The sequence below is a fragment of the Haloarcula vallismortis ATCC 29715 genome, from assembly GCF_000337775.1.
GTDB lineage: Archaea > Halobacteriota > Halobacteria > Halobacteriales > Haloarculaceae > Haloarcula > Haloarcula vallismortis.
Window position 1 is genome coordinate 89346 of sequence record NZ_AOLQ01000054.1, and the last position, 15402, is coordinate 104747.

At 61.8% G+C, this 15402-nt stretch carries 12 protein-coding genes; 4 read left to right on the top strand and 8 right to left on the bottom strand.

Features of this window, described 5'->3' with window-relative positions; all coding sequences use genetic code 11:
* Positions 1-63 precede the first annotated feature (63 nt).
* The 3 genes from C437_RS12700 to C437_RS12710 form a co-directional block, all read right to left on the bottom strand.
* Entirely contained in the window at positions 64-732 is a 669-nt protein-coding gene (locus C437_RS12700) for a class I SAM-dependent methyltransferase (RefSeq protein ID WP_004517365.1), read from the bottom strand.
* Positions 733-808: 76 nt separating this feature from the next.
* On the bottom strand, positions 809-2278 hold the full coding sequence (locus C437_RS12705) for an MATE family efflux transporter (protein ID WP_004517366.1): 1470 nt from the start codon (positions 2276-2278) through the stop codon (positions 809-811).
* On the bottom strand, positions 2278-2877 hold the full coding sequence (locus C437_RS12710; protein WP_004517367.1) for a TetR/AcrR family transcriptional regulator: 600 nt from the start codon (positions 2875-2877) through the stop codon (positions 2278-2280). The genes C437_RS12705 and C437_RS12710 overlap by 1 nt, the downstream gene beginning before the upstream one ends.
* 178 nt (positions 2878-3055) lie before the next feature.
* Here C437_RS12710 and C437_RS12715 point away from each other — a divergent pair, with 178 nt between their 5' ends.
* Positions 3056-3646 (top strand): TetR/AcrR family transcriptional regulator, encoded by a 591-nt coding sequence (locus C437_RS12715; RefSeq protein WP_004517368.1) that lies wholly within the window; start codon positions 3056-3058, stop codon positions 3644-3646.
* Positions 3647-3850: 204 nt separating this feature from the next.
* Here the strand turns inward: C437_RS12715 and C437_RS12720 are convergent, their stop codons facing one another.
* Positions 3851-4129: a PRC-barrel domain-containing protein gene (locus C437_RS12720; protein WP_004517369.1), complete on the bottom strand. Its 279-nt coding sequence runs from the start codon at positions 4127-4129 to the stop codon at positions 3851-3853.
* Between the two features lie 349 nt (positions 4130-4478).
* Between C437_RS12720 and C437_RS12725 the strand changes: the two genes are divergently transcribed.
* Positions 4479-5837, top strand: coding sequence for a DUF7827 domain-containing protein (locus C437_RS12725; protein WP_394324838.1), 1359 nt, complete (start codon positions 4479-4481; stop codon positions 5835-5837).
* A 177-nt stretch (positions 5838-6014) separates the two neighbouring features.
* Here the strand turns inward: C437_RS12725 and C437_RS12730 are convergent, their stop codons facing one another.
* Both C437_RS12730 and C437_RS12735 read right to left on the bottom strand, forming a co-directional pair.
* On the bottom strand, positions 6015-6626 hold the full coding sequence (locus C437_RS12730) for an ArsR/SmtB family transcription factor (RefSeq protein WP_004517371.1): 612 nt from the start codon (positions 6624-6626) through the stop codon (positions 6015-6017).
* A 64-nt stretch (positions 6627-6690) separates the two neighbouring features.
* Entirely contained in the window at positions 6691-7992 is a 1302-nt protein-coding gene (locus C437_RS12735; protein WP_004517372.1) for a S8 family serine peptidase, read from the bottom strand.
* A gap of 531 nt (positions 7993-8523) precedes the next feature.
* On the opposite strand from C437_RS12735, the gene C437_RS12745 reads away from it, so the two are divergent.
* The gene (locus C437_RS12745; RefSeq protein ID WP_049919781.1) at positions 8524-9375 is read left to right on the top strand and encodes a CPBP family glutamic-type intramembrane protease; all 852 of its coding nucleotides are present in this window, start codon (positions 8524-8526) and stop codon (positions 9373-9375) included.
* Between the two features lie 128 nt (positions 9376-9503).
* Positions 9504-10235 (top strand): creatininase family protein, encoded by a 732-nt coding sequence (locus tag C437_RS12750; protein ID WP_004517374.1) that lies wholly within the window; start codon positions 9504-9506, stop codon positions 10233-10235.
* A 226-nt stretch (positions 10236-10461) separates the two neighbouring features.
* On the opposite strand, the gene fdhF is transcribed toward C437_RS12750, so the two are convergent.
* Positions 10462-13773, bottom strand: a complete 3312-nt coding sequence (fdhF, locus tag C437_RS12755; protein ID WP_004517375.1) for a formate dehydrogenase subunit alpha — start codon at positions 13771-13773, stop codon at positions 10462-10464.
* A complete protein-coding gene (locus C437_RS12760; RefSeq protein WP_004517376.1) occupies positions 13770-15293 on the bottom strand; it encodes an NADH-ubiquinone oxidoreductase-F iron-sulfur binding region domain-containing protein in 1524 nt (507 codons plus the stop codon). The genes fdhF and C437_RS12760 overlap by 4 nt, the downstream gene beginning before the upstream one ends.
* Between the last annotated feature and the right edge of the window lie 109 nt (positions 15294-15402).

A 15402-nucleotide genomic window follows, 5' to 3' on the forward strand; every position in this document is an offset into this window, starting at 1 on the left:
GTCGTCGTTATCCTGCCCCGAGGAATGGTCCGTCACACAGAGCAAAAATTGGTCGCCGCCGAATTACCGCGCTGGAGATACCGAGCGCTTGCGGAGCCGTCCCCGAACGAACGGACGGACCGGTGTCACGCCGAGATTGCGTCGCTCGATTTCGACGACATCGAACGACGAGGCAGCGGCGAGCCGCGACCCCGTCTGCCGGGTCAGGTGGCACCCGCCGGCGAGCCGCTTCCAGAGCGGTGCGAGGGCCGACTGTACCCGGGCGCGCCAGCCGTCGTCGATGACGTGCTCGAAGAACCGCAGTTCGCCGCCGGGCGTGAGTACGCGAGCGATCTCGCTCATTGCGGCCTCGATATCCGGAATCGTACAAAAGACCATCGAGGCGATGACGACGTCGAACGTGTTCTCGTCGTACGGGAGGGCTTCCGCCGGTGCCGACTCGATACGCATCGGCGTGGCCTGCGCGCTCGCCTTCTCCGCTGCCTGCCGCCGCATATGTGGGTCCGGTTCGATAGCGTGAAACTCCGTCGACGCGTCCGCAACGCTATCGAAATACGGAAACATCGCACCGGTTCCAGCGCCGAGGTCCAGAACTGTGCCATCCAAATTTGCCACCAGATACTCACGATGTGGCCGTAAGAGCGTCCGCTCGACGAGCGTCGTGGCTGGATCGTAAATAGCTGCAAACAGCGGCGACGAGGGCTCCTGACTGGGATTCGATGCATCGGGCATAGCAGTAGTAACGATAGCCCCCCTGAAAGCCTTGGTTCACTTGCGGGGTGTCACACACGCTCGTCACCTGTCGCTGCTAGTCACCCTCTGCTGACACCTCGACGCCTGCCTCGTCAACGTCGACTTTGGCCTCGGTGAGGTTGCTGTCTCGCCAGGTCCCGCGTCGATACCAGCCGTAGGCGATGAGCGCCCCTGCGACGTTCGAGACGGCGAACGACAGCCAGATTCCGGATTCACCCAACGGTTCGGCGGCGAACCACGCAATCGGGAAGCGGATGATACCGAGCATCAACACCGAGATTGCCGCGGCAGTGAGCGTCTTTCCGGCACCGCGGAAGCTCCCGGTGTAGGCCCGCATAATTCCGATGAATCCGAATGACAGAGCCACGTATCGCAGAAACTGCGTCGTGATACCGACGACCTCGGGGTTCGTCGTGAACAGGTCAGCTATCGGCGCGGCGATGAACCAGACGAGGATGCCAGCCAGAGTGAGCACGCCGAACAGCACCGTCGCCGCGAGGCCGGCCGCTTTCGCTGCCCGGTCTGGCTTGTCAGCCCCCATGTTCTGACCGGTCATCGTCTCGACGCCACGGGCAACCGCGATAGCTGGCAGGAAGACGACCGAGAACACGCGCGTCCCGATACCGTAGGCGGCCACGACCGTGTCCGGGAACATCGCCACGATGACCAGCAACAGGTTCATCGACAGCGCACGACCTGTTCCCTCGATGGAAGCGGGGAGACCGATGCGGACGAGACGCCGGAGATAGGACAGGTCCGGTGCCATATCGCGGAGGTGAATCTGGACACCACGCGTCCCCCGAAACATGATCGCAAGCCCCACCACCAGCGCCAGCGCCCGAGAGAACACGGTCGCAATAGCGGCCCCTTCGATTCCGAGTTCAGGGAACGAGACTGTGCCGACCAGTGGCGCGTTCTTGACGACCGTCCAGCCGAATATCAGGAACGGGTCGATGATGATGTTGAGCACGACCGAGCCGAACATAACGAGCATCGGCGTTATCGTATCGCCGTAGCCCCGCATGAGCGCGACGAACACGAAGAAGCCGAACATGAACAGCAGGCCAAGCGAAATGACTTCCATGTAGCTGGTCGCCATCGGGAGGACGTCTTCGGACGCGCCCATCAGGCTGAGAAACGTATCGACGCCGACGTATCCCACCAGACCGAGGACGAACGAGACGATTACGGCGAACGTGACCGTCTGTGAGGCGGCGTACTCGGCCTCGCGCTCCTCGCCTGCGCCGGTAAACTGAGCGACGAGTACGCTGCCGGCAACGGAGATACCCATCCCGAGCGAGATAAGGAGAAACACCATCGGGAACGCGAAGCTGATCGCCGCCAGCGCGTCCGTGCTGTACTGGCCGAGCCAGAACGTGTCCGCAAGGTTGTACGCGGTCTGGAAGAGGTTGGTGATGACAATCGGCATCGAGAGGAAGAACAGCGGCTTGCCGATGCCACCCGACGTGAGGTCGAACTCCTCAGGCCCTTTGAACAGAGCACTCACACGACTTCGAACACCCATCAGCGGGTCGCCTCCGCTGGCGCGTCTGTCAGGAGATGGGTTTCAGCGTATCGCGTAACCGTCTCGTTGAATCGGTTAATCGAACGCTCAGTGGTGATGTGTCGGGCATGAGCACCGGTTATGGTCGTTACGAGGAACTCCGCTGCGACGGCCGGTTCGACTGCGTCATCGAACTCCCCAGCTTCGACGCCGGCCACGATGATGTTCTGCAGCTGGTCGAAGAGGGCAGCATCGAACTTAGCGAGCTGTGTCCGGAAAGTGTCGTTGTACGGGGCTTGTGCCTGTAGTTCGAGAAAGACTGTTCTGAAACTCTTGTCGGGCGTCGGACGCCCGTCGATGAGCACCGCGTTCAATAGCGACTCAAGCTCTTCCCGGGGTGTGTTCCCGTCGATGGCCGTTATCTTTGCAGTGAACCGCTCGTATAAGAACTCCAGAAACTCGGTAAAGAGGTTCTCTTTGCTGTCGTAGTAGTAGTGAATAGACGCTTTGCTCCGGTCTGCCTCGGCGGCGATGTCTTTGACCGTGAGTGCGGCGTATCCGTGCTGACAGAGGGCGCGGTACGTCGCCTCAAGAATTTCGGTCGCTGTCTCGTCATCCATGGCGGCTGTGACAGAACTTACTAACCGATTAGTCAAAAACGCTTTGAAGCACGAAACTAGGGAAAAATACTATTTTACGAACTATGAGGCGATACTCAAACTAACTGACTAATAATTCATCTGCGCAATAGTCTACGGGTCATAACGGTTATCCAACCATGGGTGAAACCCTTACACAATGGCTGGACCATCGGATCGTACCTTCTCGGACCAGACCGAGGAGATAATGCAAGCGACCTACCGGGCGTTGCGAGAACACGGGTACGCTGACCTCACGATACAACGGATCGCGGACGAGTACGGCAAATCGACGGCTGCAGTGCACTACTACTACGACACGAAAGACGACCTTCTCGCGGCCTTTCTCGATTATCTGCTGGAGCGGTTCGTCGATTCGATTCACGCCGTCGAGACAACAGACCCCGAAGCACGACTGGATCTCTTGCTCGATGAACTACTCGTCAAACCGCAGGAAAACCCCGATCTCTCGGTCGCCCTGCTAGAGATGCGGAGTCAAGCACCGTACAAGGAGGCGTTCAGCGACCGGTTCCGCCAGAACGACGAGTATATTCGGTACCTGCTCAAGGCGGTTATCAATCACGGCATCGACGAAGGCGTGTTCAACGATGTCGACGCAGAACACGTTACCCGTTCGCTGCTGACGATAATCGACGGTGCCCGGACCCGCGCCGTGATGCTAGATGATACTGACGAACTCGAAACGGCCCGCCAGACGGCGAGTGAGTACGCCGACGCGATGTTACAGTGACCGGTCGCCTGTCGCATCGGTGTTCAGTCGCCATGCGTAGCATCGCTGACTACCCAGTCTTTCGAAGTACAGCACAGGCGTTCTGCACTCACAAAAGTCACTTTCCAGTCCTGTAGCCACTCGTACCCATCAGCCAACGACAACTGAATACACTCAGCTAACAACGGCAGCCGTTCCGGCTTGTTTGCACAGCCAACGGGGTGCCTACGAGTCCACAGTATCGCTACCTGCGACACTCTGTTCTGCAGGCGGCTGAATAATCAGATGATCCCGCATCGATTCGATGAGGGACGCTGGCAATCGAACGTCGCCGTCGTGATCCCGTTCAACGCCGAATATCTCTTGAACGTCGCTGTTGATGATAATTGTCTGAAGTTCTCCCGTTGCTGTATCGAGCGTAATGTTTTGCAGTGTGCCGACTTCGCGGCCATCGGTACTTACGACTCGGACGTTGGAGAGCTGGTTTGCGAGGACCGTTCGCATACTGGTCAGTACTACCGAAATTACCATAAAAATACTGAATCAATCCGAACTCTCCGCGTCCTGCCGTCTCGTAGTACAGAACCAGCGCGTACGTGGATACCACACAAACTTGACCGCTGAAACACTATCACAGATATTACTGTTCGTATCAAGACGGACGCGATGGTCCACCGGTCCGGAGTAGCACTGCCGAATTCAACGCAGTTTTAACCTATCGCAGGCGGTTTTTCAGCCCCACCCTAACTGCCATTCGTATGGCAGCGAATTGCCCTCCACCTACGATGCGGTATTGTTGGCAGCGTCGCTCTCAAACGTACGTAGAGATGCCCACGCCCCGGGAGGTGATTTTGTGAGCGTCCGGTCGGTGGCGCTGGCCGCGATGCTTATCGCCGTAGCGGCGACGGGTCCGGGACTTACCGCTGCGGAGCAGCAAGCCACTGTCTCAGAAGACAGTCTTCCGCTGCACGCCGACGAACAACAGGTCGTCACTGGGGAGACCACGCTGGACTCCGGGACGGAGATGACGGTCAGAATCAAGTCAGCCAACGCATCGAACCCGTTCCTTCACCAGAGACAGGTCAGAGTGCAACCCAACGGAACGTTCGTCGCCCAGTTCGATCTGTCGGACCTGCCAGCGAACATATCCTACGAACTGTCCGCTCATGTCGACGGCGACACGCTGTTTGAACGTACCGAGACCATCGCCCAGTGTGACGGCGACTGCACCGACACGGTACCGGAAACAGAGACCCCGAAAGAGACTGACGACAGCGATAACGTCGTCACCGTCTCTCAGGGTGAGACCGCCGAAATTCCGGTTTCGATGACTGACGGCGGGAAGAAAACGCTGTCCGTCGGCAGCGAGGCAGTCAATTACCAGATCAACGCCACCGTCAGTGACGACGACGATGACGGTGAGGTGCTGGTTCTGTTCGACACTGCGGCTGCCGGCACGGACTCGGAGACGCTCAGTGTTGCGGACGACGGCGACTCAGTGAGCGTGACTGCGCCAGAGCCTGACCTCCCGTCGACGCTTGATCCTGCCGCGTACACCTACCGTGTGTTCGACGACCCCGCAACTGATGACAAGCCGACTGTCGGCACCCTTGTCATCGAAGCAAATGGGACGGCAAGCGAGGAGTTCGAGGTTGAGGAGACGAACGACTTCGGTTTCGAGGAGACGGTGTCCCGAGTTACACAGGGCGACACTGGTCGGATTCCCATCGTCCTCGCAACTGCTGACGCGGCCACTGTGTCCATCGGGAGCCCGGATACCAACTACGAGATTAATGCGACTGTTCGCGACGGGAACGGCGATTCCCGTGTGGTTCTCCTGTTCGACACCACGGCAGCTGGACACGACGAACCCACGCTCGAAACTGCGGCGGATGCCGACGCTGTGACGGTTGCATCCGGCTCGGAGGTCGCGCTGGATTCGCAACTCGCTGCAGCTAACTACGACCTGTCGCTGTTTCGTGGGACCGAAGCAGCCGGTCAGCCTGATGATATCGGAACGCTGGTGGTTATAGATAGCAACACCACGTCCCCGGGTTCGGCTTCCGATGGTGTTGATTCAGTGACCGGCGAAACACCGGCCACACAGCAGCCACAGACCGGTGACTTCGGAATCGGTACTGGCGCTCTTGTCTTCGGTGGGGTCCTCGCTATCGCTGGTGTGGGGATCTGCCTGCGGTCTATCATGAACTGACGCTGTGACAGTCGTCTACCCGTGCGGTTTCGAAACGCGACCGAGACTGTTCGGCTCCCTTTCTGGTCGGATACCCGTTCTCTCCGGGGTAGCTACGACGGGAGTGTCCATATCCTATGTGCTCCTGCGTTCAGGTCGACCACAGCAGGTGTGAACTTCTTTCACACCTGTCCAGCGTTAATCGTCAGCCAGCACGGCAGCGATGCCGAGCACGGTGAGGCAGAGACAGAAAAACAGCACGCCCGGCTCGATGACCTCGAAAACGAACCATGCGAGCGTGCTGGTTCCACTGATTGGCCCCGCATTCGGACTTGCAGGAGCCAAGACCTCGGCTCCGGCGGCTGTGTCTGCCAATCTTTCTGCGCCCCACTGGACGAACAGGCTCGCCAAGCCGATCAGCCCTACCCCCGTAACAACATTGCTCATCGACTGCTGGATGCGCGGCGCAAGGTCGTGGTCGCCAACTAACACAATTGGATCGCTTGCGGGACCGTACACGGTCATCTCGTTGCCTTTCGAGGAATAGACCGTTTCGACCGGTTCGATAAGCTCTGCGTCTTCGAGGTTCGAGACGTGATAGTGGACGTTCTGGACCGACGTGTCACACCGGTCCGCTATCTCGGACGGTGTCCCGGGTTCGTCGTACAGCGTGCGGAACAGCGACCGGCTGGTGTCCGAGGCGAGCGCATCGAGTACGTCGTCGGTTTCGTTCTCCGCAACATCGAGTACCAGCGGTGACTCGTCGGCTGTTCCGGTCCGTTCCTGTATTCTTTCGATGAGGCTCGACATAGCGTCACTGTCGGATACATGATACGGGACTCCCCAAAGGCCTGTGGCTGGGTTAAAACGATATTTAACCGTCAGTGCGGTTCTGTGCAGTCCGGACTGCACGGGCTGGACGGACCGCCCCGTGGCCAGTTTGGTTGTCGAGGCCTGGTCGTCCCACGTCTCTCGTGGTCCGTTCGAGCAGGCGTTCTGTTTCGTGGGGCGTCAACGACTCGTTTGCCTCTAGCAGCAGGGCCACGGTTCCGCCGACATATGGGACTGCGGCCGAAGAGCCGACGAAGCCGTCAGGTGCGGCAGCGGCGAACTTCCTGTCCGGCGCCACGATGTCGACACCGGTCCGCTCATCGACTGTCGGGCCTCGCGAACTGAACGGTTCGAGCTGCTCGACACGGCTGTTGTATGCCCCGACAGTAATCCCCCTGCGGGCTGTTCCCGGAGCGACGATGCTATTTCGAGCAGCCGTGTACTGGAGCTCGTGGGTCGGTGAGACAAGCCGTAACCGTGCGCCAGTCGGCGACGCCGGCCCGCGAACCACGAGATAGTAGTCGCCGGGTCTGACATCGGCAACGATTCGCTCGTTTGGCACGTCGTCGCCGCGGTAGGGCTGTGAGCGGGCGACGAGGCGGGCGTCGGTGCCGTTCGTTCGATACAGTTCGACCGTGTAATCCTCGTCTGCGTGGGCCTGTTCCCACGAGAGCCAGACCGTGATTTCGGTCCCACCCCGGATGTAATTCCGTCTGCTTCCGTTGGTAAACGCGACTGTCCGATTGTGGACGGTATCGGTGCCGTACCGTCCTGACCAGTGGGATTGTGCGAGATTACCGGCTGGGGCGATGAACACTGACCCGCGCTCTGTTGCTCGCGTCGCGCTCCGGGCGACCGGGCCGCTCCCATCACCCGGCTGTCCGTAAAATGAAACAGGTGCAACGACCACATCGACGTCCTCTCGGACCAGCCAGTCGACCGCCTGTTGATAGCTGTCGACGCTGTCGATCCGAGCGAGATACAGGTCGGCGTCTGGTGCAGTCCGTGACACCACGGCGGCCGTTGCGGTCCCATGAGCTTCGCCGGTTTCGTCTGCGGGACCGACACCGAAGGCCCGCGTCTCGGCGACCTGTCCGGCAATCGCTTTCGACTCCGTATCAAATCCTGTTGGGTCGACGATGCCGACAGAGACGTTCGAACCCGTGATACCGGCTGCATGCAACTCGGCGAACTGGCCGGCCGTTCCGTTTGACACCGATACCGACCTGAGAGTGTCCCCGTTCGGCCGGGAGTCCGCTGGCCCTGTTACTGCGAGTATCGCGATGCCACCAGTAAGTGACGCGATTGCGACGACGGCCAGCAGCACTACAGTCCGGTCACGCATCGCTACCTACCTGCCGTGACACTACCGCGGACACGCGGAAAGCGGGTCTCATAGCGAACACTGGTCCAATATCGAGCGCCGTCGGGAAATGCTCGGCTACTCGGCGAGACACATCACAGAATACGTCGACCGCAAAAACCGACAGACACACTTTCACACAGAAACAGTCGAACCGGCGTACACGTCGTTTCATGATTACGTTTGGTCTGTGGTGTGGCTCCGAACTGTACTACAAGCGCACAGGTATTGCGCAATCGACAACGGGGCGGGCGGATCACCGGACTGAGATGGATTCCGATTCTGGAAACTGATGCGGGGAGGGCGCTGGCAGCCGGGACCAGTTTCAGGCGGTCGCCGGCGTTTGACCTGTCGGAGGGGTGCATACTAAAGCTATCAGAGACTAAAAAATAGTTTTAAACGTCAGCCCTGGTGGCTGTGCCCCATTCACACAGTGAACCTTTGTCTTCGACAGCTTCGCACCGAAATGCGAGATAGAAGATAATTTTGGACCAGCCGTCGGATTCCGATCTGATGTTACGCCCTGCTACTGGTCTGCCGAGATTCAGCGGCGGTCCGTTGATTCCCGTTGTAACGTACCTCCTTGTGATGCTCGTCCTCGCCGGACTGGTGACCATCTCCCCTGGCACGTCGCCGCCGCCCGTCTTGGGAATGATATGGGGTGCCTTTCTCGTTGCACTCACGGCCGGTGCGCTCAGAATCGAGAACGTCTCACTTCGCTCTCTGTTCCCGCCTGTTCGCACACTCGGTCCCGTAGTTGGGGTCGTCGCCGCGTTCTGGGGACTGTACAATCTCGTCGCGGTCGCGCTCGCGATAGGTGGTGTCTCGGGGTTCGATGCCTCGCTGTCGAGAACTGCTGCCCACCCGCTGCTGTATCTCGCGGCACTTTTCAGTTCGCTTCTGTTCACTGCTATCCCGGAAGAGTTTCTCTTCCGTACGTACCTGCAACAGAGATTCACGAGGCTGGTGGGTGAGACGACTCCGCGTGCGGTGCTCTCTGGCATCGGCATTGTCGCGGTCCTGTTCGCCCTGTTTCACCTCCCGCGGTGGTTCCTCGCATCGGGGCACGGCGTTAACTCAGCGCTTGCAGGCAGACTCATTGGATTGACGCTCATGGGTCTGGCCTACGGGAGTGTGTACGTACTCTCGGGTAACCTCTGGCTTGTCGCACTGTTCCATGCTTCGATGAATCACCCGCCGTTTTTCATCACCGTGAGCATCCCGTCCGAGCTACATCTGGTGGTCAGCGTGATCGAGTGCGCTGCCATCGTCTCGCTGGTCGCCATTTCCGTTCGGCTGGGAGCGGCTACCGGAACACCGCTTCTCTGGTCACAGCGGACTCCCTCCGCCTCGGCTGGGGACTGACCGGTCTCTCCGCGTTTGAGATGGGTTCTGGACCATGCGTGTGTATTCGATTACGTGGCTAAATAGCAGTTACCCGTAACACGCAAGAAGGGACTGGGCTTTATTCCGTCCCGTACAGAGATTTCACTATGGATCTGCAGACGGAGACGTGGACCGATATGGCCGACGTCGAGACGGACTTGGCGCTGCTCCCAGTCGGGAGTACGGAGCAACACGGCCCACACGCACCGCTCGGGACGGACACGCTCGACGCCGAGGCGGTCGCCGAACGCGGGGCCGAGCGCTATGATGATGCCGTTGTCGTCGCGCCGGCAGTCCCCGTCGGGGTGGCCGAGGAACACCGGGCCTTTTCAGGGACGCTGTGGACCTCCGAGTCGACCTTTCGGGCCTACGTCCGGGACATCGTCGGGAGCCTCGCGAGTCACGGCTGGGACCACGTGGTGCTGGTCAACGGCCACGGCGGCAACATCGACGCGCTGCGGGAAGTGTCAGGCACGATAACCCGGCACGACGAAGCCTTCGCTGTCCCGTTCACATGGTTCAACGCGGTCGGTGACCACAGCGCAGATATGGGCCACGGCGGACCGCTGGAAACGTCGCTGCTCCAGCACACGAACCCGGAGACTGTCCACGAAGACCGACTGGACGAGGCCGCAGACGGCGGCAGTGACGGCTGGGGGGAGTGGCAAAGCGGCGTCAACCTCGCGTTCGACTCCGATGAGTTCACCGAGAACGGTGTCGTCGGCGACCCACGAGCGGGGAGCGCCGAACGTGGAGAGACACTGCTGGAGTTGGCAACCGACTCGCTCGTCGAGCTTCTTGACGAAATCGCCGACCGTCCGGTCGGACCGCGGGACTGAGTTGCGGCGGTCGAATTTATCGATATGGAACATACTTTTCACCTCTATTCATGCCAATTTCCTATTTGTATAGGCCCATTATGGGTCTGAAATGAGATGTTGGAAAAAGAAAACGCAAAAACGTCAGTATCTGAAGCCAATCACCGACATATTAGGTCGAACTCGGAGCTAGTATGTGTTCGCCTCAAGTAGAACTGCGGAATCGCGGCCGACTGTCCGGGCCAACTCAGTCGTCGCCAGCGCCCCGTTTTCGGACCTGTTTTCCGCCAGCATCTGGCGTCCGCAGCACCGCCTCGTCCGTCTCCGGTCCCAGCACTTCCACGCGGACGCTCGACACTTTGTACTCGGGGATACCAGCGGTCGGGTCGAACGTCTCCCCGGTGAGCTTGTTGACCGCGCCGGCCGCGAAGTGCATCGGGATGAACAGCGTTCCCGGACCAACTCGGTCGGTGACCTGCGCCTTGACGACGATGTCGCCCCGCCTGGACTCGACGCGGACGTACTCGCCGTCTGCGATGCCGAGCTTCTCGGCCGTCTCGGGATGCACCTCGACGAAGCTTTCGCCGACGTGGCTCATCAGCCCCTCGACGCGGCGGGTAATCTGGCCCGTGTGCCAGTGATACAATACGCGGCCCGAGGTGAGCGTCAGCGGGTACTCCTCGTCGGGAATCTCGCCGGGGTGGCCGCCGTCGGCGGGCACGAAGCGGGCTTTCCCGTCCTCGAAGTTGAAGTTCCCCTCCTCGTAGTCGTACAGGAACGGCGTGCCCTCGTGGTCCTCGTCCCAGCAGGGCCACTGCAGGCCGTGCTGGTCGCCGGATTCGAGCCGGTCGTAGGTGACGCCGCCGTAGATGGGCACAAGGGAGTTGATTTCGTCCATGACCTCCCGCGGGTGGTCGTAGTCCCAGTCGTAGCCCAGCCGTCGAGCCAGCGCCTGCGTAATCTCCCAGTCCTGACGGGCTTCGCCCGGCGGCTCGGACGTGGGGCGGACCCGCTGGATGCGTCGCTCGGTGTTGGTGAACGTGCCGTGTTTCTCCGGCGAGGTGGCCGCCGGCAGTACCACGTCGGCGTAGTCCGCCGTCTCGGTCATGAAGATGTCCTGCACCACGAGGAACTCCATGTCCGCCAGCGCCTCGGCGGCGTGCTGGATGTCTGGCTCTGAGAGAGCGGGGTTCTCGCCAACCACGTACATCCCGCGGAGGTTCCCCGCGTGGGCCTCGGCGAGCATCTCCGGCACCTTCAGACCGGGTTCCTCGGGCGGGCGCTCGCCCCACGCGTCGGCGAACTTCTCACCGACCTCGTCGTCCGCCGGGTTTTGATAGCCCGGCAGGCTTCCGGGCAGGGTGCCCATGTCCCCACCGCCGCCCTGAACGTTGTTCTGCCCGCGGAACGGCGAGAGACCGGCGCCGGGCTTGCCGACCTGGCCAAGCACGAGCGCGAGGTCGGCCATCGCGATGAGGTTCTCCGTGCCGTGGCTTTGCTGGGTCATCCCCATCGCCCAGCCGAACACGACGCTGTCAGCTTCGGCAAGTGTCTCGGCCGCCGAAGCGAGTTCTTCCGGCGACACGCCCGCCAGGTCTTCGACTTTCTCGGGCGTGAACGCCTGGACCTTCTCTCTAACTTCCTCGAAGTCCCTCGTGTTTCGCTCGATGAACGCCTCGTCGTGAAGGTCGTGTTCGATGATGTACCGGATGAGGCCGTTGAGCCAGGCCACGTCGTAGCCGGGGTTGGTCCGGGTGTACTGGTCGGCGTGCTCGGCGATGCCGATTTTCCGGGGATCGAACACGACAAGGTCGGCCCCCTCGCGGACGTTCTGCTTGATGCGCGTAGCGAGCACCGGATGGGACTCCGTGGTGTTGGAGCCGCTGATAAGGTAGGCGTCGGCTTCCCCGATGTCCTCGTTGATGCGGTTGGTCATCGCGCCGTAGCCGAGCGTCTGCTGGAGCGCCGCGACCGTCGAGGAGTGACACAGTCGGGCGCAGTTGTCGATGTTCTTCGTCCCCAGCACTTGCCGGGCGAACTTCTGGACGAGATAGGCCTCCTCGTTGCTCCCTTTCGAGGAAGCGAGACAGCCCAGCGAGTCGATGCCGTGTTCGTCCTGAATCTCGGCGAAGCGCTCGGCGACGTACTCCAGTGCTTCGTCCCAGCTCGTCGGTTCTAGGTCGCCGTCGTCGTTGCGGACCATCGGTTCGGTAACCCGCTGTTCGCTGTTGGCGAACTCGTGGCCGAACTTCCCTTTGACGCAGGTCGAGAAGTTGTTTGCGGGCGCGTCGTTGGGGTCGTCGACCGGGACGACGCCCAGTGAGTCGCCGTCCTTGCCCCACATCTCGAACCGGCAGCCGACAGCACAGAAGCCACAGGTCGTCTCCTGCTTGTCGATTTTCGAGAGGCGGTAGTCGCTGACCTTGTCAGCGATGTCGAACAGTCGGCCCTCGGGCATCGTGTTCGCCGCAATGCTCTCGGCGGTGTGTTCACCGGCGAGGAAGGCCTTCTTGCCGTAGTCCTTGGCGATGTCGCCGGCGCGACGTTTCGCCGCCGACGCGAACTTGGCGAGGCCTTTCTTCCCCTTCGCCGCTCTCGGATCGCCGGGTTCGAAGCCACGATTCGGGGCAGTGGTGTCGTCGATAGTTTCGACGTCCTCGTGTTCGATGACCTTCCCGATGGAGTTTCGCTGAGTGAAGCCCGGCAGCGGAAGCGTCGCTTGGCCGCCGATTCCCTTCTCGGTGAGCGAGCCAGTCGGACACACCGTCGCGCAGTGGCCACAGGAGACACACTCCGAGTCGTGCATCGTCTCGGCGTCGGACTGGAAGCCGATGCGGGTATCCTCGCCATGGCCCTCGACCCTGAGGACGCCCTCGACCTGCACGTCGTTGCAGGCGTCGACACAGCGGTTACAGAGGATGCACTTGTTGCGGTCGATCTGGATGAACGAGGAGGTGTCGTCGATGGGTTCGTACTGGTCGCGCTCGTCGAAGACGCCGTATCGGGGGTGGTCGACGCCCTCGCTGATGGCGGCGTCCTGCAGTTCACAGCGGCCGTTGCCGTTGCAGGTGGTACATCGCAGATTGTGGTTCGACAGCACGAGGTCGAGATTAACGCTGCGGGCCTCCTCGGCGTCTGGGGTGTCGGTCGAGACAGACAGCCCGTCCTCGGCGGGGAACGAACACGACGGCACGAGGCCGTGCTCGTCCGTCTCGACCATGCAGGTCCGGCACTCGCTGCGCGGGCCGATCTCGTCGCTGCAGTCGCCGTCGCGGTCGTAGTAACACAGCGCCGGCACGTCGGCGTCGTCTTCGACGCCCTCTGCGCCGGGGTCGACGCTGACAATGTCGTCGTCGAGGTCCTGTAAGGCGTCGATGATGGTCGAGCCCGGGGCGACGGTGACCGGTTCACCGTCGACGGTGAGTGTCGTCGGCTCGTCCGCATCGGTCCCCACGTCGGGGTCGTTTGCAGTGCCGGTCTCGAACTCGCGGGTGACGGGTGTCTCAGGCTGTGGGTCGTGTAGGTCGGGAACTCGTGGAATCGATTTGTCTGTGCTCATAGTTTCTCCGTGCAGGTACCGCTGGGACAGTGGCCGTCTGTGTGGGCCCGGAACTCCGGCTCGAACTCGTCGATGGCGGTGGTCACCGGCCGCGGCGCGTGCGCGCCGGTCTGGCAGTTACTCGACTGTCGCATCACGCGGCCGAGTTCACGTATCTTGTCGCTCTCGAACGACCCGTCGTATATGTCGCGCAGGAGTTCAGCGAGCTGTTTCGTCCCTTCGCGACCGGGAACGCATCGGCCGCTGTTCTCCGTCGACGCGAACCGGGCCCGTCTCCCCACCGTCTCGACGGCACAGCGGTCGGTGTCGAACAGTTCGACGATGCCGTCGGTTCCGAGGCCAGCCGCTCGAAGCGACTGGGCGGTCGGTGCCATGTCGAGGGTTCGAGAGATGCCACCGAGGACACCGCCGACACAGGCCATCTTGAACGAGCCATCCATCTCGACCGCCTCGCGAACCGCCCCCAGACTGGCGCTGGAACCGAGTTCGACGGTCGCTGGGCCGGACACGTCGCCGGTGACGGTGACGATTCGCGTTCCGGGGTCCGCGGCGTCAGCGTCGACACTATCCGGCTGAGCGACGGCCCGCTGGACGTGTGCGAACGTCCGCGGCGTGTGGATGACTGTCGGGCGGCCGTACAGGCCGCGTTTGGCCGGCGCGGGCGGCTGGAGCCGCGGTTCGATGCGGTCGGCCCCTTCCAGCGCTTCGAGCGCTGCCGTCGGCTCGCCGGCGCGGAACTCATCCGGGCCGGCCACCAGTTGCGGAACGACGGGCAGGATGTCGGCAGCCGCGTCGATGGCCTCCCGGAGGTGCGTCTGCAGGCCGGTTTTGGACTCGTTGACGTACACGACGGCGTCATCGGCGTCCACGTACTCGGCGACCGTCGCCATTCCGTCCAGAACCGCCATCGGTGCGCCAGAGAGGAGCGTGTCGTCACCCGATGGGAGGTCACTGGCCTCGTTGGCGTTGCAGACGACCACCGGGTCACCGTCCGTCCCGATTGCCGTTTCCCACGTTTCGGCAACCAGTTCGTCAGTGGCGGCGTCCCCGCGGCCCCTGCCCAGCAGCCCGACCGCTCCTGCAGCGTCGGGTGTCTGCTCAGCCGAGACGAACGACCAGTCGGCCGGTTCCAGCGGAGCCACCCAGCCGCAGGGACCCAGTACGTCGCGGCGACCGACGGAGAGCGAGCCACGCTCCGGAACTGGAAGTGACGCCGTATCCGGGTCGTGCTCGACGACGGCGTCCGCGTCAGCTGTCGGTACTGTCCCCGATTCCAGTTCATCGACGAGATCACGGACGGCCGCCGGTGACGGATCACCGTAGAAGGCCGTCCGTCCATCGCTTGAAATCATCACCAGCGGCGTGGCCGCTGTGATGCCTGTCGGCCCCGTTCTGACGACCGGGACCGAGCCCGCCGCTGCCCGTGCCGCGGAGCGGACCCGGTCCCCGCTCTGTGACCGTCCGTCAGTCGACACGCGGACGGCGGTCGAATGGGCGAGGGCCGTGGTTTCCTGTGTCATACTCTGTGCGTCGTGCTGAACGATTAAAAACCCCGGCCGAGGCGTCCCCAATTACGGCCGCGGTCGACCGCCTCCACAACGTATCACTCGTTGGGAGACTGGTGGAACG

Coding starts and splice junctions, on each gene's coding strand:
- C437_RS12715 (WP_004517368.1), top strand. CDS start 3,056: ATGGCTGGACCATCGGATCGTACCTTCTCGGACCAGACCGAGGAGATA.
- C437_RS12705 (WP_004517366.1), bottom strand. CDS start 2,278: ATGGGTGTTCGAAGTCGTGTGAGTGCTCTGTTCAAAGGGCCTGAGGAG.
- C437_RS12720 (WP_004517369.1), bottom strand. CDS start 4,129: ATGCGAACGGTCCTCGCAAACCAGCTCTCCAACGTCCGAGTCGTAAGT.
- C437_RS12710 (WP_004517367.1), bottom strand. CDS start 2,877: ATGGATGACGAGACAGCGACCGAAATTCTTGAGGCGACGTACCGCGCC.
- C437_RS12745 (WP_049919781.1), top strand. CDS start 8,524: ATGTTACGCCCTGCTACTGGTCTGCCGAGATTCAGCGGCGGTCCGTTG.
- C437_RS12750 (WP_004517374.1), top strand. CDS start 9,504: ATGGATCTGCAGACGGAGACGTGGACCGATATGGCCGACGTCGAGACG.
- C437_RS12730 (WP_004517371.1), bottom strand. CDS start 6,626: ATGTCGAGCCTCATCGAAAGAATACAGGAACGGACCGGAACAGCCGAC.
- C437_RS12700 (WP_004517365.1), bottom strand. CDS start 732: ATGCCCGATGCATCGAATCCCAGTCAGGAGCCCTCGTCGCCGCTGTTT.
- C437_RS12760 (WP_004517376.1), bottom strand. CDS start 15,293: ATGACACAGGAAACCACGGCCCTCGCCCATTCGACCGCCGTCCGCGTG.
- fdhF (WP_004517375.1), bottom strand. CDS start 13,773: ATGAGCACAGACAAATCGATTCCACGAGTTCCCGACCTACACGACCCA.
- C437_RS12735 (WP_004517372.1), bottom strand. CDS start 7,992: ATGCGTGACCGGACTGTAGTGCTGCTGGCCGTCGTCGCAATCGCGTCA.